At 71.1% G+C, this 18632-nt stretch carries 22 protein-coding genes; 2 read left to right on the forward strand and 20 right to left on the reverse strand.

Annotated elements, in window-relative coordinates; genetic code table 11:
- Positions 1 to 8 precede the first annotated feature (8 nt).
- A complete protein-coding gene (locus tag V6M57_RS11575; RefSeq protein WP_332815145.1) occupies positions 9 to 1001 on the reverse strand; it encodes a phosphopantetheine-binding protein in 993 nt (330 codons plus the stop codon).
- Entirely contained in the window at positions 998 to 1963 is a 966-nt protein-coding gene (locus tag V6M57_RS11580; protein ID WP_332815146.1) for a radical SAM/SPASM domain-containing protein, read from the reverse strand. Before V6M57_RS11580 ends, V6M57_RS11575 begins: the two co-directional genes overlap by 4 nt.
- Before the next feature lie 2 nt (positions 1964 to 1965).
- On the opposite strand from V6M57_RS11580, the gene V6M57_RS11585 reads away from it, so the two are divergent.
- Complete coding sequence (locus V6M57_RS11585) at positions 1966 to 2184, forward strand: hypothetical protein (protein ID WP_332815147.1); 219 nt, start codon at positions 1966 to 1968, stop codon at positions 2182 to 2184.
- 286 nt (positions 2185 to 2470) lie between these two features.
- Here the strand turns inward: V6M57_RS11585 and V6M57_RS11590 are convergent, their stop codons facing one another.
- Genes V6M57_RS11590 through V6M57_RS11620 form a run of 7 tightly spaced genes read right to left on the reverse strand, consistent with a single transcriptional unit; the run spans position 2471 to position 7439 of the window.
- The gene (locus tag V6M57_RS11590) at positions 2471 to 3067 is read right to left on the reverse strand and encodes a hypothetical protein (RefSeq protein WP_332815148.1); all 597 of its coding nucleotides are present in this window, start codon (positions 3065 to 3067) and stop codon (positions 2471 to 2473) included.
- Positions 3068 to 3078: 11 nt separating this feature from the next.
- Entirely contained in the window at positions 3079 to 3711 is a 633-nt protein-coding gene (locus V6M57_RS11595) for an SCO family protein (protein WP_332815149.1), read from the reverse strand.
- Positions 3711 to 4166, reverse strand: a complete 456-nt coding sequence (locus V6M57_RS11600; protein ID WP_332815150.1) for an RrF2 family transcriptional regulator — start codon at positions 4164 to 4166, stop codon at positions 3711 to 3713. Before V6M57_RS11600 ends, V6M57_RS11595 begins: the two co-directional genes overlap by 1 nt.
- A gap of 14 nt (positions 4167 to 4180) precedes the next feature.
- Positions 4181 to 4780 (reverse strand): c-type cytochrome, encoded by a 600-nt coding sequence (locus V6M57_RS11605; protein WP_332815151.1) that lies wholly within the window; start codon positions 4778 to 4780, stop codon positions 4181 to 4183.
- A 16-nt stretch (positions 4781 to 4796) separates the two neighbouring features.
- Positions 4797 to 5408: a cbb3-type cytochrome c oxidase subunit II gene (locus V6M57_RS11610; protein ID WP_332815152.1), complete on the reverse strand. Its 612-nt coding sequence runs from the start codon at positions 5406 to 5408 to the stop codon at positions 4797 to 4799.
- Positions 5398 to 7044 carry a cbb3-type cytochrome c oxidase subunit I gene (locus V6M57_RS11615; RefSeq protein WP_332815153.1) on the reverse strand — a complete coding sequence of 549 codons (1647 nt, stop codon included), beginning with the start codon at positions 7042 to 7044 and terminating at the stop codon, positions 5398 to 5400. Before V6M57_RS11615 ends, V6M57_RS11610 begins: the two co-directional genes overlap by 11 nt.
- Complete coding sequence (locus tag V6M57_RS11620; protein WP_332815154.1) at positions 7044 to 7439, reverse strand: group III truncated hemoglobin; 396 nt, start codon at positions 7437 to 7439, stop codon at positions 7044 to 7046. Before V6M57_RS11620 ends, V6M57_RS11615 begins: the two co-directional genes overlap by 1 nt.
- A 348-nt stretch (positions 7440 to 7787) precedes the next feature.
- On the opposite strand from V6M57_RS11620, the gene V6M57_RS11625 reads away from it, so the two are divergent.
- Positions 7788 to 8468, forward strand: coding sequence for a hypothetical protein (locus V6M57_RS11625; protein ID WP_332815155.1), 681 nt, complete (start codon positions 7788 to 7790; stop codon positions 8466 to 8468).
- A gap of 4 nt (positions 8469 to 8472) precedes the next feature.
- On the opposite strand, the gene V6M57_RS11630 is transcribed toward V6M57_RS11625, so the two are convergent.
- The 11 genes from V6M57_RS11630 to gspG all read right to left on the reverse strand — a co-directional run bounded on the left by V6M57_RS11630 (position 8473) and on the right by gspG (position 18616).
- Entirely contained in the window at positions 8473 to 9375 is a 903-nt protein-coding gene (locus V6M57_RS11630) for an EamA family transporter (RefSeq protein ID WP_442968820.1), read from the reverse strand.
- A 162-nt stretch (positions 9376 to 9537) separates the two neighbouring features.
- Positions 9538 to 10932, reverse strand: a complete 1395-nt coding sequence (locus V6M57_RS11635; RefSeq protein ID WP_332815156.1) for a GspE/PulE family protein — start codon at positions 10930 to 10932, stop codon at positions 9538 to 9540.
- Positions 10932 to 13124 (reverse strand): type II secretion system secretin GspD, encoded by a 2193-nt coding sequence (gene gspD / locus V6M57_RS11640; RefSeq protein ID WP_332815157.1) that lies wholly within the window; start codon positions 13122 to 13124, stop codon positions 10932 to 10934. The genes V6M57_RS11635 and gspD overlap by 1 nt, the downstream gene beginning before the upstream one ends.
- A 5-nt stretch (positions 13125 to 13129) precedes the next feature.
- Positions 13130 to 13924, reverse strand: coding sequence for a type II secretion system protein N (gene gspN, locus V6M57_RS11645; protein ID WP_332815158.1), 795 nt, complete (start codon positions 13922 to 13924; stop codon positions 13130 to 13132).
- A 15-nt stretch (positions 13925 to 13939) separates the two neighbouring features.
- Positions 13940 to 14422, reverse strand: a complete 483-nt coding sequence (gspM, locus tag V6M57_RS11650; protein ID WP_332815159.1) for a type II secretion system protein GspM — start codon at positions 14420 to 14422, stop codon at positions 13940 to 13942.
- On the reverse strand, positions 14419 to 15627 hold the full coding sequence (gene gspL / locus V6M57_RS11655) for a type II secretion system protein GspL (protein ID WP_332815160.1): 1209 nt from the start codon (positions 15625 to 15627) through the stop codon (positions 14419 to 14421). The genes gspM and gspL overlap by 4 nt, the downstream gene beginning before the upstream one ends.
- Before the next feature lie 54 nt (positions 15628 to 15681).
- A complete protein-coding gene (gene gspK / locus V6M57_RS11660) occupies positions 15682 to 16662 on the reverse strand; it encodes a type II secretion system minor pseudopilin GspK (RefSeq protein ID WP_332815161.1) in 981 nt (326 codons plus the stop codon).
- Complete coding sequence (locus V6M57_RS11665) at positions 16659 to 17360, reverse strand: PulJ/GspJ family protein (RefSeq protein ID WP_332815162.1); 702 nt, start codon at positions 17358 to 17360, stop codon at positions 16659 to 16661. The genes gspK and V6M57_RS11665 overlap by 4 nt, the downstream gene beginning before the upstream one ends.
- Positions 17361 to 17362: 2 nt before the next feature.
- Complete coding sequence (gene gspI, locus V6M57_RS11670; RefSeq protein ID WP_332815163.1) at positions 17363 to 17725, reverse strand: type II secretion system minor pseudopilin GspI; 363 nt, start codon at positions 17723 to 17725, stop codon at positions 17363 to 17365.
- Positions 17722 to 18201, reverse strand: a complete 480-nt coding sequence (locus tag V6M57_RS11675; protein WP_332815164.1) for a prepilin-type N-terminal cleavage/methylation domain-containing protein — start codon at positions 18199 to 18201, stop codon at positions 17722 to 17724. Before V6M57_RS11675 ends, gspI begins: the two co-directional genes overlap by 4 nt.
- Positions 18176 to 18616 (reverse strand): type II secretion system major pseudopilin GspG, encoded by a 441-nt coding sequence (gene gspG, locus V6M57_RS11680; protein WP_332815165.1) that lies wholly within the window; start codon positions 18614 to 18616, stop codon positions 18176 to 18178. Before gspG ends, V6M57_RS11675 begins: the two co-directional genes overlap by 26 nt.
- Positions 18617 to 18632 lie beyond the last annotated feature (16 nt).

Below are 18632 nucleotides of genomic sequence, written 5' to 3' on the forward strand. Positions count from 1 at the left end.
GCCCCGCGTCAGCGCCCGCGCCGCATCGCCGCCCGCTGCCGCGCCTGGCTCAGACCGTCGCTCGCCGACGAGCCGCCGTAGTGGGCGGCCAACGCAGCGACCGTAGGGAAGCGGAACACGTCCAGTGCATTGGCCGCGATCCCGCAGCGTTCACCGAGTTGCCGGCTCAACTGGATGGCCTTGAGCGAGGTGCCTCCAAGGTCGAAGAAGTTGCTGCCGTGGGGAACCTCGGCGAGCGACAGCACTTCGCGCATGGCGTCGGCGATGCCGGATGCGAGCGTCCCGCCATTCACGGGTGAACCGGTACTTGCCGCGATCGCGGCGGCTCGGGGCTCGTCGGCCGCCGCGGCCATCGTGCCGGTGCCGGACGCCTGCACCAGCGTGGCCGGCACGCCCAGCGCGGTGGCGCCGGCGGGCACGTCGCAGACAACCAGTGTGTTGGCGGCAATGGTGGCCCCGGCGCCGATGCGCAAGTCCGGCAGGATGCTGGCGTTCGAGCCCACATACACCCGGTCTTCCAGGACCACGCGCGCGTTGATCACCGCATTGGGCGCCACCACGCAGCCCCGGCCCACCTGGGATCCATGGCCCACCACGGCGCCCACCAGCACCACGCTCGACCGGTCCACCGAAGCGGCGGCGCCGATGGTGGCGTGCTCGTAGATGCTGACTTCACCGGCCAGCTGGGCGCCGAGCAGGTCGACGCCCGGGTGCACCAGCGAAGCGAAGGGAATGCGAAAAGCGGCGATGCGCTCGCGTGCGCGGGCACGGCCGGCGGTGGTGCGGGTGACCAGGTTCACCACTTCGTCGAGTGCCGGGTCGGCCTGGCGCAGCAGGTCGAAGGAGCCGGCCACCGGCAAACCCAGGCGGGTGCTGCCGTGCTTGTCGGCGTCGTCGTCGAGCAGCACGATGCGACGCCAGCGCTCGGTGGCGCGGTTGACCTGCAGCGCCAGGCGGATGCCTTCCCCATTGCCCACGCCGCACAGATAGAGCGTCCTCATTTGGCCGCCACCGCATTCAGCCGTTGCCAGGTGGGTTCGACCGGGACAGCGTCGGCTTCGGGCCGCACGCGTTCCGCGGCGCCGGTCATCCAGTCGGTGCACTTGTGGCAGCGCTCCGGAAGCTCGTCGAACCTGCGCTCCAGGTGCAGTTCGCGGTACCGTCCCAGCTTCGCCCACAGGTTCGCCAGGCTGTCGTGCCAGGCATTGCCGGCGCCTTCTTCGCCCTCGGTGTCGCCGGGGCAGCGCGGCACCCGGCCGTCCCAGAACACGTGCATCATGGTCACGGCCCATGGGCAGGGGATGCGCTCGTCGTTCGAGATGCCCAGGCCGGTCTCGAACTGGCCGCCCCAGCTGAGCTGGCGGCGCACCTTCACGACGGCGTTGCGCGCCAGCCAGTGGGCCTTGTAGTCGTCGACCTCGTGGGCGTTGTCTTCCATGGTGATGAACTGCACCTGGATCGCCAGCTTCGAGCCGATTTCGTCGCGCCGCGACAGCAGGCGTTCGACGTTGGCATAGACCACGTCTCGGTTGGCCTTCACGCGGTACTTCTCGAACGAGGCCTTGGAGAAACCATCGACGCCGAAGACGACGAGGTGCGCGCCCGAACCGAGGATCGCATCGTCGAGGTCGGGCGTGAGCAGCATGCCGTTGGTGTTGATGTTCAGGGACTTCAGGCCCACCGATCGGCCATAGGCCAGGCATCTCAGCAGCAGCTCGGGCTCCAGCAGGGGCTCGCCGCAGAAGGAGAACCAGCATTCGGTCCGCGGCGAGACGGCTGCGATCTCGTCGGCACACTTCTGCCACAGCGGAAAAGGCATGGTGCCCTTCGGCCGCTTCATCGAGGGGTGGTGGCACATCGAGCAGGCGAGGTTGCATTCGGCGCAGATCTCGACGGCGAATTTCCGCGGGAAGGCGAACTTGCCCAGGGTGGCGGCAATGTTTTCGAGTTCGACGGCAGCCATGAATGCATCTCCATGAAAAGGTGGAAGGCAACGCCCTGGCGCCGGAGGAAATCCGGATCCACGCCGGCGGCACGAATCAGGCTAATCAATTCGGCGATTGCGGTGGGGTCGTGGCACACCGCCGTCGGACCGGGTGTTTGATCTCCATCATCGATTCGTCGCGCGAGCCCGAACTGCACAACCCAGCAGTGCAACTCATGCGCGGCCGCCGTGGCCGCTGATGTGTTTAGGTGGAAGTGCGCGGACGATGGGCGTGGCCCGCAGGCGCGCGGCGCCGGCTTGCTAACCCGTCTTGCTTTCGCTCACCACGCTGGGCGCGGGGTGGCGCTGGTCACGCAACGAAGCGGCGCGCACAATGCGTGAGGACTTTCTCCCGATTGCACGCCATGAACCGGTTCTGGGCGCGTTTCACGCCACTGCTGCTGGAGTCGGAGCCATTGGCCGCCGGCATCGCAGGGGCGGCGCTCCTGCTCGTCATCTGGTGGTCCGGGTACTGACGCGAAGGCGTCAGCCCTTTTCAGCCACGGGCTGTGCCGCGGCCGGGTGCATCAGTTTGCGCGTGGCGTGGACCAGCCAGGCGACGGCCACGATGGCACAGCCCGCGATCAATCCCTGCCCGACGCGGACCTGGTCGTCCAGCAGGTAGGCGTTGCACACGCGCAGGGGCGAGTCGATGAACAGCTGCCCCGCCATTGCCGTCATGGGCAGGACGTTCCCGAGGAAGAAGAACTGGCCGAGCAGCCCCGACTTGGTCCATGAGAGCCGCAGCGCGGCACCGGTGGCGAGCAGGGCGATCCACTTGGCCGCTTCGATCCGCGTGTCCACCAAAGCCAGGTCCAGCAGGCGCGGGATCATCAGCAAGGCCAGCAACAAGGCGGCCGCCAGCAGGCCGGTGAGGCCGTAGGCGTTCCAGCGCTGCAGCCGCTCGCGCACCCCCGGCTGCAGCGCCCCCGCCAGCACGAATCCGGCCAGCGCGACCAGCGGAAACTGCAGCAGCATGTGCAGTGCCATGCTGCCCTCCAGCAACGGTCGCAGCGGCGGCAGCGCGAGCACCACCAGCAGGCCGGCAGCCAAGGCGGGTGCCCTGCCGCGCAGCAGTGCCATCGGACGATTCCTCACAGCTGCCCGCCCGCCGCCAGGTGACGCGCATAGTCCAGCGCCATCTGCTGCTCGGCCAGGTCGAAGATGCGCACCAGCCGGCCCTGCGCATCGACCACCAGCAGCGCGGCGTTGTGCTGGAAGTCGCCGCGGCCGTCCGGCACCACCACCAGCTGGAAGCGCTCCAGCAGCTGCCGTGTGTCGACCGCATCCGGCACGCGCACGAAGCGCCACAGCGCCGGATCGGCCTTCATCAGCTTCGTCGCATACCAGTCCAGCCGCTGCACCGAATCGCGCTCCGGATCGAAGGTCACGGACAGCAGGCGCACGCCGGCATCGCCGGGCTCGGCCTGCAGCACCGCCTGCATCTGCTGGAAGGTGTTGCCCAGCACCAGGCACAGGCTCTCGCAGTGGGTGTAGACGAATTCGACGATGGTGACGTGGCCGCTGTCGGCCAGCAGCTGGCGCAGGTCGCGCTGCGCGACCTGCGGCCCTTCGACCGGAACGGCGGGCACGGGAACGGGCTGCTGCACCACCTCCAGCCGTCGCGCGCCTTCGGCGGTCCACACCTGGAAGTCGTGCGTAAGCCAGCCGGCGCCGAACCAGGCGCCCAGCGCCAGCACGGCACAGGCGACGGCGGTGCGCAGCATCAGCGCACCTCGGCCTTGGCCGGCCTGTGGACGTGGACGCGCCGCGGCGCCCCTGGCGCCGGTGGCAGCACGTCGGCCAGGGTGTGCGAATCCAGGTGGTCCATGAACCGGTGCAGCGCGCCGTCCATGATGCCGGTCAGTTCGCAGCTGCCCGTGAGCGAACAGGTATTCCCCGTGGAGAAGCATTCCACGATGAAGAAGTCCGGCTCCATGGTGCGCACCACGTCGCCCAGGCGGATCTGCTCCGGCGGGCGCGCCAGCCGGATGCCGCCGCCCTTGCCGCGCGCGGTCTCGAGCCAGCCCGCCAGCGCGAGCTGGTGGGTGATCTTCATCAGGTGGGTCTCGGAAATCCGGTAGGCATTCGCGACCTCGGCAATGTGGCAGCGCCGCTCGGGGTGCTGCGCCACGTAGATCAGCAGGCGCACCGCATAGTCGGTCATGTGCGCAAGCCGCATCGCGCCGCCTTCGCTCAGTTGCTGCCGCCGGCCAGCGCCTTCAGACCGGCCTCGCCCTCGAACGGTTTGTCGCGGGTGGACGCCTTGCGCTCGCCGGCGATCAGCGCGGCGTCCAGCGGCTCGGCCTTGTTCGACCAGCTCGAACGCACGTAGCTCGCCACCGCGGCCAGCTCCGCGTCGCCCAGCTGCGCAAACGCCGGCATCGCGCCCTGGTAGGTGGCGCCCTTGACCGTCAACTCGCCGGTGACGCCGTGCAGCAGGATGTTGGCCAGCACGCGCGGCTCGCCGGTGACCCATTCGGAGCCGTCCAGCGGCGGGAACACGTTCGGCAGGCCGGCGCCGGTGGCCTGGTGGCAGGCCACGCAGTTGGCCGTGTAGACCTGCTTGCCGTCGATGGCCACGCCGGCGGGCGGGCCGGCGAGGTCGGCCACCGTGCGCTGGTCGCCCAGCGCCGGTGCGCCGAAGGGCTCGGACAACAGGATGTAGCCGACGCCGGCCAGCACCATGGCCAGCGTGACGCCGGCCACGATCAGCGGAATCGGCTGGGTGCGTTCGGTCGGTTCCGCCTCCTCGCGCAGCTGCGCCGGAGTGGGCGGGGGGGCTTGGGTCGCCATGCAATGCCTCCTTCGATCAGCGCGCGGCGGCTGCCGCCGGGGCGGGCAGCACCGGGTAGGTGTGGTCCAGGCCCTGCATGTACTTCACCAGGTCCAGCGCCTCGGGCGTGGGCACCACCACCTGGCCGACCTGCGGCCCGTAGCCGGGCGGCAGCAGGACCGGCTGGTCGCCTTCGCGCTTGGCCTCTTCCGCGTCCTTGATGCGGAAGAGGTAGGGATAGGCCGGCATGATCGATTCCTTCACGTAGGCGCGCGGCTGGTACAGGTGGCCCAGGTGCCAGTCCTTGCTCGGCTGGCGCGCGCCGATGTTGAACAGGTCGGGGCCGGTGCGCATGCTGCCCAGCAGGTGCGGCTTGTCGTAGTAGTAGTCGCCCGGCACGGCAGCGCGCCCCCAGCCGCGCTGCAGGTCCGGCCCGAGGCCGCGGTCGCGCGGCTGCTGGCTGTGGCAGTACACGCAGCCGTTGGCGATGTAGACCGCGCGGCCGCGCAGCTGGGCATCGGTATAGGGCTTGAGCTTGGGCGGCGGAGCGATGTCGCGCGCCTGCACGTAGGGCAGCACCACCAGTGCGGCGGTGGCGACGCCCAGCGCCACCATCGCACCGGCGGCCAGCTTGATTTCATTTTCCATACGCGGGTTCCATGTGGTGGCGGGCGCCGAACAGCGCGGCACCGGTGCGCATCGGGCCGAAACGCAGCGCCATGGCCATGAAGTGGCCGACGAACACCAGGTGCGCCAGCACCAGCAGGCCGCCGCCGACCGAACGCCACTGCAGGTAGGGGATGGTCAGGGTGACCGACTCCATGAAGGCGCGCGCCGGGTCCAGCATCGCCAGGCCCTGCAGCCAGCCGCCGATCGTCAGCGAGGTGAAGTAGATGCCGATGCCCACGGCCGACAGCCAGAAGTGCACCGTGATCAGCTTCGGGAACGGCCACTCCCAGTTCAGCACGCGCGGCATCATGAAATAGATGGCGCCGAACAGCACCATGCTGACGAAGCCGTACGCACCCAGGTGCGCGTGGCCGACGGTGTAGTGGGTGAAGTGGGCGACGGCGTTGACGCTGCGCAGCGCCTCCATCGAGCCTTGCAGCGAGGAGGCCATGTACATCAGCCCGCCGAACATCATGAAGCGCAGCGTCGGCGACCAGCGCGCCAGGTGCATGCGCCCCTGCAGCGTCAGCCCCATGTTGATGGTGAAGGCGATCACCGGGATCACCATCATCAGGCTCTGCACGATCGACAGCGTGATCAGCCAGCCGGGCACCGGCCCGCCGATCAGGTGGTGGCCGCCGACCTGGCCGTAGAAGAAGGCCAGCGTCCAGAAGCCCAGGATCGACAGGTTGTACGAGCGCACCGGCCGGCCGATGATCTTGGGCAGGAAGTAGTAGATCGCGCCGACGCTGACCGGCGTGAACCACAGGCCCAGCACGTTGTGGCCGAACCACCAGTTCATGGTGGCCTGCTGCACGCCGGTGTGCACGCCGGGCAGCTTGGCCACCAGGTACAGCAGCGTGATCCACAGCAGCCCCGCCACCATGTACCAGGCGCTCACGTACAGGTGCTCGGTCTTGCGGTTCACCACGGTGTAGAGCACCGGCAGGATGATCATCGCGAAGCCGGCCACGATGAACAGGCCGACCTGCCAGGGGATCTCCAGGTACTCCATGCCGTCGCTCCAGCCGGCCGCGATGGCGCCGATGCCGGCGGCGATGCCGGTATTGATCAGGGCGCCGCCCAGCAGCGTCCAGACGGCCCCGTGCAGGTGGGTGCGCAGCAGCCGCGGCAGCAGCCACAGGATCATGCCGAGCGCGGCGTTGGTGATCCAGCCGTACAGCACCCCCTGCAGGTGCACCGTGCGGACGCGGCCGAAGGTGAGCCAGGGCTGCTGCACCAACCAGTCGGGCGCGTGCAGCTTGATGGAAGCCGTCAGGCCCGCCATCGAGCCCAGCAGCAGCCAGAAGCAGGCGAAGGCCGCGAACATGAACACCGGGAAGGCGGTCGACTGGTCCGCCACCACCCGCGCCTGCAGGTCGGTGGGATCGGTGTGCGGCAGCGGCTCGGGGTGCGCCGCTTGCTGCAACTCGCGCTGGCCTTCTTCGCGCAGCGCCGGGTCGTCCACCCGGCCGACTTCGCCGCGCGCGAAGATCACCGACGCGGCCGTCGGGTTCTCCACCAGCAGGCCCTTGCGCAGCGACCAGATGAAGACGAACAGTCCGATGATGGACAGCAGGAAGGCCCCGAGCAGGCTGATGACGGCGCTGTCCATCACACCAGCCCCTCGGCGACGTCCATGCCGCGGCTGATCCGCCAGCCGTACCACAGGCTGTCGGCGATCCGGTGCGCGAGCACGTCGGCCCGCTCCTTCATGGCCGGGTTGCCCAGCGCGGCGGTGGTGGCGCCGAACAGCGCCAGCCAGCGCTGGAACAGGGCTTCGCTCAGGCCGGGCAGCGCCACGTGCTTGGGCATGGGCGTTCCGCGGAACCGCGCGGTACCGCGCAGCGCCGAGGACCAGAAGTCCACCATCTTGGACAGGTGCGGGTCCCAGTCACGGATGTGGGCGTCGAACACGGGCCCGAGATCGGGGTCCAGCCGGACCTTGGCATAGAAGCCGTGGACCAGGCGATGCACTTCTTCCTCGGTGCAGAGATCGGGAGTGGGCATATACGGGTTTCCTCGGGGCTGGATTTTAAGATTCGTCAAAGATTCATCTTCTAAGAGGCCTCTCCCCAAGCACGGGCATTCCGGGAATTCGGGGTATTCCGGCCGGCGCCGGGCTTTCCGGGGCGGGGTGTGGCAGGCGGGCACCGCGCGCGCCCAACCGGACCGGAGCAGGGCATTGAAGAAGGCCTACGGCCGGCGGCTGTGCTCGCCTACTCTCCCGGCCGGCGGATCCTGCGAAGTTCCCGGAAGGTCCAGTCGCAGCGGGAGGCATCCATGGAGCAGGTACGTGCAGTCCCCCGTCGCCGGTGGGCCGATGCCGGGGCGCCGCCCCCGGGCGGGCCGTGGGGCATGGCCGATCGCTGGCCCCTGCTCGTGTCCGTGCTGGCGGATGAACAGGCCGGCCTGCTGCGCGCCGTGCAGGAACATCTCGAATCCACGGACGGGCTCCCGCCGCGCGAGGTGGAGGCGCTGCTGCAAGCGTCCGACCGCCTGCGGCAAGCCAGCCGGCGCGCCCAGCAGATCACCCGGCTGGCGGGCGGCCGCGTGAGGCAGTTCCGTGAGCGCATCGATTTGCGCGAAGTGGTGCTGGCGGTGCTGGCCGACCTCGCGCTCGACCCGCTCGGCGGCGGTGCGATCGCCGAACTCGACCTGGCGCCCTGCGAGGCCTTCATGGATGCGCCGTCGGCCTACACCGTGGTCGAATGCCTGCTGGCCTGGCTGCGCACGCATGGCAGCGGGCTCGTGTTGAAGACCGAGCCGGGCAGGCGCGCCGCCGGCCCGGTCCTGAGCGCGTTCGGCCCGCGTGCCAGGCCGGATGCAGGCGCCGGCGTGGACCCGCCGCGCCGGCGCCTGGACGACGGGCTGGACCTGTTGCTGCTGCAGCAAGCGGTATGGGCCAACGGACTGACCCTGCGCCTCCTGGCCGGCGGCGACATCAGTGTCCGGGTCGGCTTTCCGCCGCGCAGTGCGGACGTCCTCGGCCCGCTCGAGTCGCCGGCGCCGCACCCGGGCAGCGACGGCCGGTGCTGATCCCTCAGCGGGCAGCCTCCGCCTCGACCGCCGTTCCGGCCGCTGCCCGCGGCCACCACAGGTTGATCGCCAGCCCGCCGATCACCAGGGCCGCCGCGGCCAGTTTCCAGGCCGGCAGCGGCTCGCCCAGCCAGACGGCGGAGGCGCCCATGCCGAACACCGGGATCAGCAGCGCCAGCGGCGTGACGGTCGCTGCCGGATAGCGCGAGAGCAGCCAGTTCCAGGCGGCATAGCCGAACAGCGAATTGGCCCACGACTGCCAGGCCACCGCCACCCACACGCCCGCTGTCGCCTGGCGCACCCCGCCCACGATCGCATCCCAGCCTTCCATCGCGAGCGACAGCGCGAACAGCACCGGCACGGCAAAGGCGGACGACCAGACCACGTAGGCCACCATGTTGATGCTGCCGGCACGCTTGGTCAGGATGTTGCCGCCGGCCCAGGTGGCTGCGGCGCCCAGCACCAGCAGCAAGCCGGTGGCGGTGGTGGTGGCATCGGTGTGCCAGCCAACCACCGCCAGCCCGGCGGCGGACACCAGCACGGCCACGGCCTGGAAGGCGCGCAGGCGCTCGCCGGTCAGCCACATCGCCAGCCCGATGGTGAAGAACACCTGGGTCTGCACCACCAGCGAGGCCAGTCCGGGCGAGATCTGGCCGTTCATCGCGATGTACAGCAGGCCGAACTGGCCGGCGCCGATCAGCAGCCCGTATCCCGCCAGGTTCGACAGCGCGACCCGTGGCCGGGGCAGGAACAGGAACGCCGGTGCCAGTGCCAGGGAGAAGCGCAGCGTCGCCAGCAGCAGCGGCGGCAGCGCATCCAGCGCCACCCGGATCACGACGAAGTTGGTGCCCCAGACGGCGACGACGACGAGCGCCAGCAGCGCGTGGGCAGGCGAGATCCGGGACATCGGCGCAGAGCATACGGCCTGCGCCCGGCCGGATTGATGAAAAGCGGGCCTCCCACTGATGCGGATCGCGCCAGCGTGCCCGACCCGAACGCCGGCGACCGGGTCGAGCGCAACTCCGCGCTGCCTGGCGGGGTGGCAGCGAATGCAATCGCGGCTGCGCCGTCAGTCGCGCGTGACGCGCAGCACTTCGGCCTGCGAGGTGATGCCTTCGCGCACCAGCCGCTCGCCGTCCTCCCGCATCTGGGTCATGCCGGCGGCCATGGCCGCCTCGCGAATCCGGGATTCCGGAGCCCGGTTGTGGATCAGGGCCCGGATGGCGTCGTCGGCCAGCATCAGCTCGAACACGCCGGTGCGGCCCTGGTAGCCGCTCTGCCCGCACTCGCCGCAGCCGCGTCCGTGGCAGTGCGGGCACAGCTTGCGCACCAGCCGCTGCGCCAGCACGCCCAGCAGCGACGAACTGAGCAGGAACGGTTCCACGCCCATGTCGGTCAGGCGCGTGACGGCGCTGGGCGCGTCGTTGGTGTGCAGGGTGGCCAGCACCAGGTGGCCGGTGAGCGAGGCCTGGATGGCGATCTGCGCGGTCTCGTAGTCGCGGATCTCGCCGATCATGATCACGTCCGGGTCCTGCCGCAGGATCGCCCGCAGCGCCTTGGCGAAATCGAGGTCGATCTTGGCATTGACCTGGGTCTGGCCGATGCCGGGCAGCTCGTACTCGATCGGATCCTCCACCGTCATGATGTTGCTGCTGGCGGCGTCCAGCCGCGACAGCGCCGCATAGAGGGTGGTGGTCTTGCCCGAGCCGGTGGGCCCGGTCACCAGGATGATGCCGTGCGGCTGGGTGATCAGGCCCAGGAAGCGCTGCAGGGTGTCGCCGGTCATGCCGACCGACTCGAGGCTGAGCTTGCTCTCGCTCTTGTCCAGCAGGCGCAGCACGGCGCGCTCGCCGTGCGCGCTGGGCAGGGTGGACACGCGCACGTCCACCGCGCGGGTGCCGATGCGCAGCGAGATGCGGCCGTCCTGCGGCAGGCGCTTCTCGGCGATGTCCAGGTCGGCCATGATCTTCAGGCGCGAGATCAGCGCGGCGTGCAGCGCGCGATTGGGCTGCACCACTTCGCGCAGCGTGCCGTCGACCCTGAAGCGCACCGACGAGTGGCGCTCGTAGGGCTCGATGTGGATGTCGCTGGCGCCGTCGCGCGCCGCCTGGGTCAGCAGCGCGTTGAGCATGCGGATGATGGGCGCGTCGTCGCTGGTCTCCAGCAGGTCCTCGACCGCCGGGAGTTCCTGCATCATGCGCGAGAGGTCGGCGTCGTTCTGCACTTCGCTGACCACCGTGGCCGCGCTCGATTCGCCCTGCGCGTAGGCGGCGGAGATGCGCTGGGCCAGGGCGGTCGGATCCAGCTGCTGGAGCGAACGCACCGGGAACTTGCGCATCACCTCGCTCCACGCGCCCGCCGCCGGGCTGGCCCCGTGCCACAGCGTGAGGGCCTGGCCGTCGTCCTCCAGCAGCAGCTGCTGGGTGCGGGCGAAGCTGTAGGGCAGCGGGTAGCGGGCGGGCATCAGCGGGTCGGGGCAGGCTCGACCGGCGCGGGCGGCAGCGGCGCCGGGGCGTCGGCGGGTGCGGCGGGCACCGGTGTTCCGGGCGGAGCGGCATTCAGCATGCCCGCGGGTTCGGCGGGGGAGGCCGGCGGCACCCGCGCAGCGGGCGCCGGCAGCACCGGCCCGGCATTGACCGGAACCACGGCGCTGGGGACCGGCTGCCCGGCCTCCTGCTTCAGGCGCATCAGGTCATAGCGGTCCAGCGACAACTCGTCGGTCTGGGCGGAGTCCCGCACCACCACCGGACGCAGGAACACCATCAGGTTGGTCTTCTTGCGCGAGCGCGCCTCGCTGCGGAACAGGTGGCCGAGTACCGGCACGTCGCCCAGGCCGGGCACCTTCTCCTGGCTGCCGGCGTACTCGTCCTGCAGCAGCCCGCCCAGCACGACGATGGCACCGTCGTCCACCAGCACGTTGGACTCGATCGAGCGCTTGTTGGTGATCAGTCCGGTGGGCGAATTGATCGACGCCGGCTGCACGCTGGAGACCTCCTGGAAGATCTGCAGCTTCACCGTGCCGTTCTCGCTGATCTGCGGCTTGACGCGCAGGGTCAGGCCGACGTCCTTGCGTTCGATGGTCTGGAACGGGTTGACGGCGCCGTTGGTGGCGCCGGTGTTGGTGAACTGGCCGGTGACGAAGGGCACGTTCTGGCCGATGACGATGCGGGCTTCCTCGTTGTCCAGGGTCAGCAGGTTCGGCGTCGACAGGATGTTGGCGTCGGCATTCGATTCCAGGAAGCGCGCCAGCGCCCCCAGGATGTAGGTGCCGTTGATGTTGCGCAGCAGGCCCAGGTTGATGCCGGTCGACGGCGCGCTGAGGTTGCCGGTGGCGGCGCCCAGCTGCAGGTTGATGATGTTGGCGCCGCCGACGCCGAAGTTGGTGCCCAGCACGCCGATGTTCTTGTCGCCGCGGTTGCCGAAGGCGTTCTGCCACTGGATGCCGAATTCGGCCGCCTTGTCGGCGTTGACCTCGGCGATCAGGCTCTCCACGAAGACCTGCGCGCGGCGCGAGTCCAGCCGGTCGATCACCGCGCGCAACTGGCGGTACTGCGGCTCGGCGGCGGTGATGATCAGCGAGTTGGTGGCCGGGTCGGCCTGGATCTGCCCGCCGGTGGACGGTTGCGCCAGCGGCTGGGCCGCCGCGGTCGCCGGGCTGGCGGCGCCGGCCGCGGTCGACGCCGGGGTGGCGGCGGTGGTCATGCCCGCCGGCGTCGCGAGGCCCGTCGTGGTGGTGGTGGCGGCGCCATTGGTCATGCCCGCCATCGCTGCGCGCAGCGTGGTCGCCAGGCGCACCGCGTCCGCGTTCTTCAGGTAGACGACGTAGATGTTGCCGGTGGGGTTCTGGGCGGCCGGCTGGTCCAGCCGTTCGATGATGGTGCGCACCAGGTTCATGCGCGCGGGGTTGGCGGCGCGCACGATCAGGCTGTTGCTGCGCGGCTCGGCGATCACCGCGGTACGGAAGGACGTGTCGGCCTGCCCCTGGGCGGCCGCGGGCACCGGGCCGCCGCCGCTGTCGACCAGCCGCTGCACCACCGGGGCCAGGTCGGGCGCCAGCGCGTGCTGCAGCACGATGACCTCGACGCCGGTGGCGTTGGGGATGTCCAGCGCCGAGATGATGCGGCCGATGCGCTGCAGGTTGTCGGCGTAGTCCGTGATCACCAGCGAGTTGTTGCCTGGGTTCACGTTGATCGTGTTGTTCGGGCTGATCAGCGGCCGCAGGATGGGCACCAGGTTGTTGGCCGTCTCGTGGTTCAGGCGGAAGATCTGGGTCACGATCTGCGCGCCGCCCGGCGGCGACCCGACGGAGACGGCGCCGCCCTGCAGCTTGGCGTCGGCCTCCGGCACCACCTTGAGCAGGCCGCCCGACTCCACCACCGTGTAGCCCGACAGCCGCAACGTGGAGACGAACTGGTTGAAGGCCGTCTGCGGCGGCACCGGCCGCTCGGTGGACAGGGACATCGTGCCCTTGACGCGCGGATCCACCACGATGTTGCGGCCGGTGATCGCCGCCATGGTGCGGGCCACGGCATCGATCTCCGCGTTGACGAAGTTCAGCGTCACGGGGTCCCGGGCGCTCTGCGCTTGCACGGCGGCAGCGGCAGCAGCCAGCATCACGAAGGCGGCCAGGGTGGCGAGGGCTCTTTGGAGTTTCATGATGGTCAGCCTAGGGTGATGATGGATCGGGAGCCGCTGCGGCGGCCGATGATGTTCAGCAGGTTGGCCAGGGCCGCTTCGCGCTCGGGCGCGGCGCTCGCCTCGCCGTTGAAGCGCAGCCGCGAGGCCACCCACTGCCCCGTGCCCGACAGGCGCAGCGGACCGTCCAGCGTGGAGAGCTGCAGCATGGGGACGTCGCCGCCCGACAGCACCAGCCGGTAGCTGCCCATGGGCCGCAGCGTGGTCAGGCGAGAGCCCATGCGCTCGGCCGTCAGCTCGGCCTGGCCGGCCACCGACAGGCGGCCCTGGGCCCACTGCAGCAGCAGCGAATCGGTGCGCAGCGCCAGCTCGCCCTCGAGCTGCAAGGTGTTCCAGGGCGTGCCCAATCCGGTCAGCAGCGAGGCGGGCCACTGCGAACGCCCGTCGGACAGTCGCAGCGAGCGGCTGTTCCAGCCGAGACGCCAGTCCAACGCCAGCGGCTCGGGGGTGCAGCAGTCGGTCGCCAACACGGCGTGCACGCCGCCGGGCGCCGGGCGCAGGCGCCATTGCACGCGCGAAGGCAGGGCGGCCGCGTCGCTGCTGCCGGGTCCGCCGGTCAGCACCAGCTGGGCCGAGCCGTTCCAAACCGTGCCGCGGGCATCCTGCAGCAGCACCTGCCCGCCGGTGGCAGCGGACACGCGCGCGGCCAGCCAGCGCGCGGGCGCGAACAGGACCAGCGCAAGCGCCAGGCCGAGCAGCAGCCCGGCGCCGGCCCAACGCCAGGGCGCGGCGGGAGCCGAAGCCAGTCGGTTGCGCGCCACCTGCCGCCGCCTTCCTCAGCGCGGCGGCAGGGACAGCACCAGCGTGCCCTCCCAGCCTCCGGCGGCCGCGCGGGTCAGGCGCGCTTCGTTCGGTACGGCGCGGGCGTTCACCCGCGCCTGCGACAGCCAGCCGGCCAGCGCGTCGGCCGGCGTGCCGGCCAGCGTCAGGGTCACGCGGTCGCCGGCCACCGTCATGCGCGCCGTGGTGCCCAGGCGCTCGCGCACCGACGTCTCCAGCAGCCGCAGCGATTCCTCGTAGCCCTGCTTGGGCTGGGCCTGCAGCGCCTGCGCCTGCTGCTGCAGCGCGCGCATGCGGGCCAGCTGCGTGTCGATCTCGCGGTGCTGGGCAGCGGCCGATCGCGCGACCGACAGCGCGGGCGCGACCGCCAGTCCCCACAGCAAGGCCAGCAGCAGCAGCGCGGCTGCGCCGGCGATCAGCAACTTCTCGCGCGGCGCCAGCGGCTCCCACGCGGCCCGCCACTGCGCCGGCAGCTTCATGGCTGCGCCTCCGGCCGCACCACCAGCGTCTCGCCCTGCACGGTGGCGGCATAGCCGCGGCTGCGCAGGCCCTGCACGATCGGCTGGGCCTCGGCCTCGTTGGCGGCCAGCCCGCGCACGCGCAGTTCGCTGCCGTTGTATTCCAGCCCGGTCGCCACCCGTCCGGCCGGCGCGGCGGCGGCCACGGCACCCAGCATCGATTCCAGGTCACGCGCGGACGGCGCCCCGGTGAGCTGGCGCAAGGCGGCCACTTCGCGATCCATCTGCACCGGCGCGTCGACCACCGCACGCACCTGCGGGAACGTCTGGGTCAGGATCGAGCGCGCGGTCTCGCGCTTGTCGGCCAGGGCCGAGCGCTCCTTCCAGGCCCAGGCGTTCAGGCCCACCAGCTGCACCGCCACCAGCAGCGCCGCGCCCCAGCGCGCCGGTCGCCACTGCGGCGCGCGCGCCAGTTCGGCCCAGCCGGCCGACAGCTTCTTGAAGGTGCGGGCCCGCCCGGAACTGGCGAACTCCAGCTGCGCCAGGTCCCAGCGGCCGCGGGCGGCGGCCAGCAGGCGCTCGGCCGGCTGCTGCAGCTGGGGGGTGTGCCGCAGCAACTGCTCGGCCTGCGCTGCCACGGCAGGCTCGGCCACGAAGGGCGTGGTCTCGGGCAGCGAGGGCAGCAGCGCCAGCGAGGTGGCGGCCAGCGGCAGCGCGAACACGCCCTCGGCGCCGGCGCAGACGATCCTCGCGGCCTCCGGTTCGCCGACGGCATACAGCACCGTTTCGCCTTCCGGCGCAAACTCCGGCACCACGCGCGTGACCGGCCGCTGCGCCGACTCGAACAGCTGCAGCGCGTCCCTCAGCCAGGTGCGATCGCAAGCCGCGATCCAGGAGGGGCCTGCGGCGGGTGGTGAGGGCTCGAGCGCGAAGTGCAGGTGCTCGGGCTCGTCCAGCAGCCGGTCTTCCAGCAGGCCTTCGAGCACCGCGCGCAGTCGCGGCGACCGCGGGCCCGCGCCCTTGGGCAGTTCCGTGCGGTGCCACGACAGCGCCGATGCGGGTGCGATCAGCACCACTTCGCTGCCTGCACCGCTGGCCGGCGGCAGCAGGGCGACTTGCGCGCTGCCGTGGCGGGCGATGCTGCGGCCATCGGGCGACAGCACGTAAGCGAGCTCGGTCTGCGCCGTGACGGGCGATGCCGGGAGCAGGACGTAGATCGAACTCATGGGAGTGCAGGGATTGTAGGGACGGCAGCAACTCTGCCGTTGCCCTGCGGGCCTTCAGCGTGCGGCGAACGGCAGTCCGGGCGCGGACGGCGGCTCCAGCACGCCGCGTTGGCGCCGCAGCGTGCGCACGTCCAGGCCCTCGCGCTGCACCAGCGAGCGCTCTTCCACCACCAGCGCGTCCAGGCGCAAGCGGCCGCGCACTTCGAAGAAGCGGGACGACACGCTCACGGTGCCTTCGGTGAAGCTGCTGGCGTGCTGGGGCATGAGCCGGGCCACGTCGGTGATGCCGCGGAACGGGGACTGCGAGCGCCGCGCCACCAGTTCCTGGGCGTCGGCCAGGGTGATGCTGCCCACGGCCGCATAGATGACTTCGGGTGCGGCCGTGTTCAGGTTGACCGGCGTGCGCGCGGGCAGCAGCGTCACGTAGGGCTTGAGCGTGTCCACGGTGGCGGGCGGCAGGCCGAGCCAGCCCAGCTGGTCGACCTCCTGCGGCATCAAGGGCGCCTGCGATGCCGAGCGGTTGTCGGTGCTGATGTCGGAGGCGAAGCGCAGGTTCTCCGCCAGCCGGTTGAGCTGGGCCGCCGGCAGCCCCAGCAGTTCGAACAGCCGCTGGAAGCTGCGATAGCCGGTCTCGGAGACGCGGCCGGCTTCGACCAGGTTGTTGACGTTGAGCAGCGCCTGCTGGTCGGTGATCTGTCCGGACAGGAAGACGTTGTCCGCATCGGTGAGGGCCTCGCCGGCGCCGGTGCTGTCGGCGGCCAGGAAGGTGGACAGCCGCGCTTCCTTGAGCGGCACCGACCAGGGCTCGGCCAGGTGGTCGGCGCCGCCGGCGCGCGCGTCCTCGCGCAGGATCAGCCGCGACCAGTCCAGCGCGCCGGTCAGGATCCAGGCCGCCTGCAGCCGCGCGCGCGTGGCGGCCTCGACCTCGACCGCGCGCCACTGCTGCCACAAGGCGGCAGCCGCGAAGCTGGCCACCAGCGTGACGGTGAGCATGGCCGTCAGGATGGCCGCGCCACGCTGGGCGAAGCGGCTCATGAGGACTTGCCTCCGCCGACCGTGGGCCGGACCCAGTCGTCCACCAGGTCGCCGCTGATCGCCTGTCCCGGCGCAAGCGTCAGGACGATGCGCACGCCATCGGGCAACTGGGCGGTGCGGTTGCCGGGCGGCGGCGCGCGGCCGGCCGGTGCGGCGGGCGGTTCCTGCGTCGCATCGCTGGACAGCGGGTTGGTCCAGGCGTTGCCGCGGTAGAAGAAGACCTGCCAGTCCTGCAGGCCGGTGAGCGCGACGGCGCTGCCGTTGTCGCCGCCGGCCTGTTCCTGCGCCCAGGCGTCGGCACGCGCCCAGGCTTCCTCGACCTGCCCGCGGGTGGTCAGCGGCGGCGATTGCCAGCGCATCCAGCGGCTGGCGCCCGCCTCGCTGCGCCGGCTCCAGCCGACCACGACCACGCCCTCCGCCTGCGAGGTCGCCGACAGCCGCGTCAGGCGCAGTACGCGCCCGTTCCATTCCAGCGCCGTGAGCTGCGGCAACTGCACCAGCGCGTCCAGGTCGGTGCGCCATTGGGCCAGGCCGACCTGGAGCGAATGCACGTCGTCCGCGCGCGCCTCGGTCTGCTGCTGGGCGCGCACCATGCCGTCCAGGCCGCGCCAGCTCAGCACCGCGATCAGCGACAACGCAAACAGGGCCACCAGCAGTTCCACCAGGGTGAAGCCGCGGGCCGCGGCCGGCACGCGCATCGTCAGAACCTCCCGACCACGGTGGACAGGCGCAGCACCGGTGCGGCCGCCTCGAACACCTGGGCGTCCACCCGCAGGAAGTTCGGGTTGGGTGTCGGCGCCACCGTGACCGCCACCTCGAAGTCGACGTTGCCCTGCCGGCAGGCGCTGCGGCGCGTGCCTATGCCGGGCATCTGGCGCGCCAGGCGCACCGCCACCAGCTCGTTCTCCGCGCACAGCTGCGCCAGCAGCACGCTGGACTGCCGCTGGGCATTGGAGGTGAGCGCTGCAGTGGCCTGCAAGCCCGCCACCAGGGCGATCGCCACGATGCCGAGCGCCACCAGCACCTCGATCAGCGTGAAGCCGCCGCAGCGTCCCCGCTTCATGGTGTGCCCGGGTCCTGGATCGCGAACGCGCGGACGCCGTCGGTGGCGATGCGCAGGGTGCGCCCGGGCAGGGCGGTGGAGCCGATCAGCACCTCCTGGCGGCCGATGATGGGTTCGGGTCCGAGCACCACCCGCGTGCCGCCGTGCACCACGGTGGCGTTGTCCAGCCAGTGGTCCGGCAGCGTGCCTTCGGGCAGTCCCTCGAAGCGAAAGCCCCCCTGGACGGCATGCCAGACCACGGGGCGCCCGCTGCTGCGCGACTGCGCGCGGGCCGACTCGAACAGCGCCGAGAGCCGCCGCGCCTCGCGCTCGAGCTGGGCGCCGGAGTTGTCGCGAAAGGCCAGGCTGACGCCGGCGGTGGCGGCGGCGATGATCGCCACCACCACCAGCAGCTCGATCAGCGTGAAGCCGCCGGCGCGCGCCGCGGCGGCCCGGGAACGGTCGCCGGCCTTATTGCCAGGAGCCGATATCCGCATCCTTGCCCTCGCCGCCCGGCTGTCCGTCGGCGCCGTAGGACATCACGTCGATCTCGCCCTTGATGCCGGGATTGAGGAACTGGTAGGGCCGGCCCCAGGGATCGTTGGGCAGGCGCTCGAGATAGGGCTTCCAGTTGGCCGGCGCCGGGCCCGCGGAGGGCCGGGCCACCAGGGCCTGCAGCCCCTGCTCGGCGGTGGGGTAGCGCTGGTTGTCGAGGCGATAGAGCTTGAGCGCCTGCATCAGGTTGTTGACGTCGGTGCGCGCCGCGGTGACGCGCGCATCGTCGGCGCGATCCAGCACGTTGGGCACGATCAGCGCCGCCAGCACGCCGATGATGACCAGCACGACCATCAGCTCGATCAGCGTGAAGCCGCGCTGCAGCTGGCGGCGCGAAGCGGTGAACAGCGTTGTCATCGAAGGTCCAGTCACG

This window comes from Ramlibacter sp. (assembly GCF_036676645.1).
GTDB lineage: Bacteria > Pseudomonadota > Gammaproteobacteria > Burkholderiales > Burkholderiaceae_C > Ramlibacter.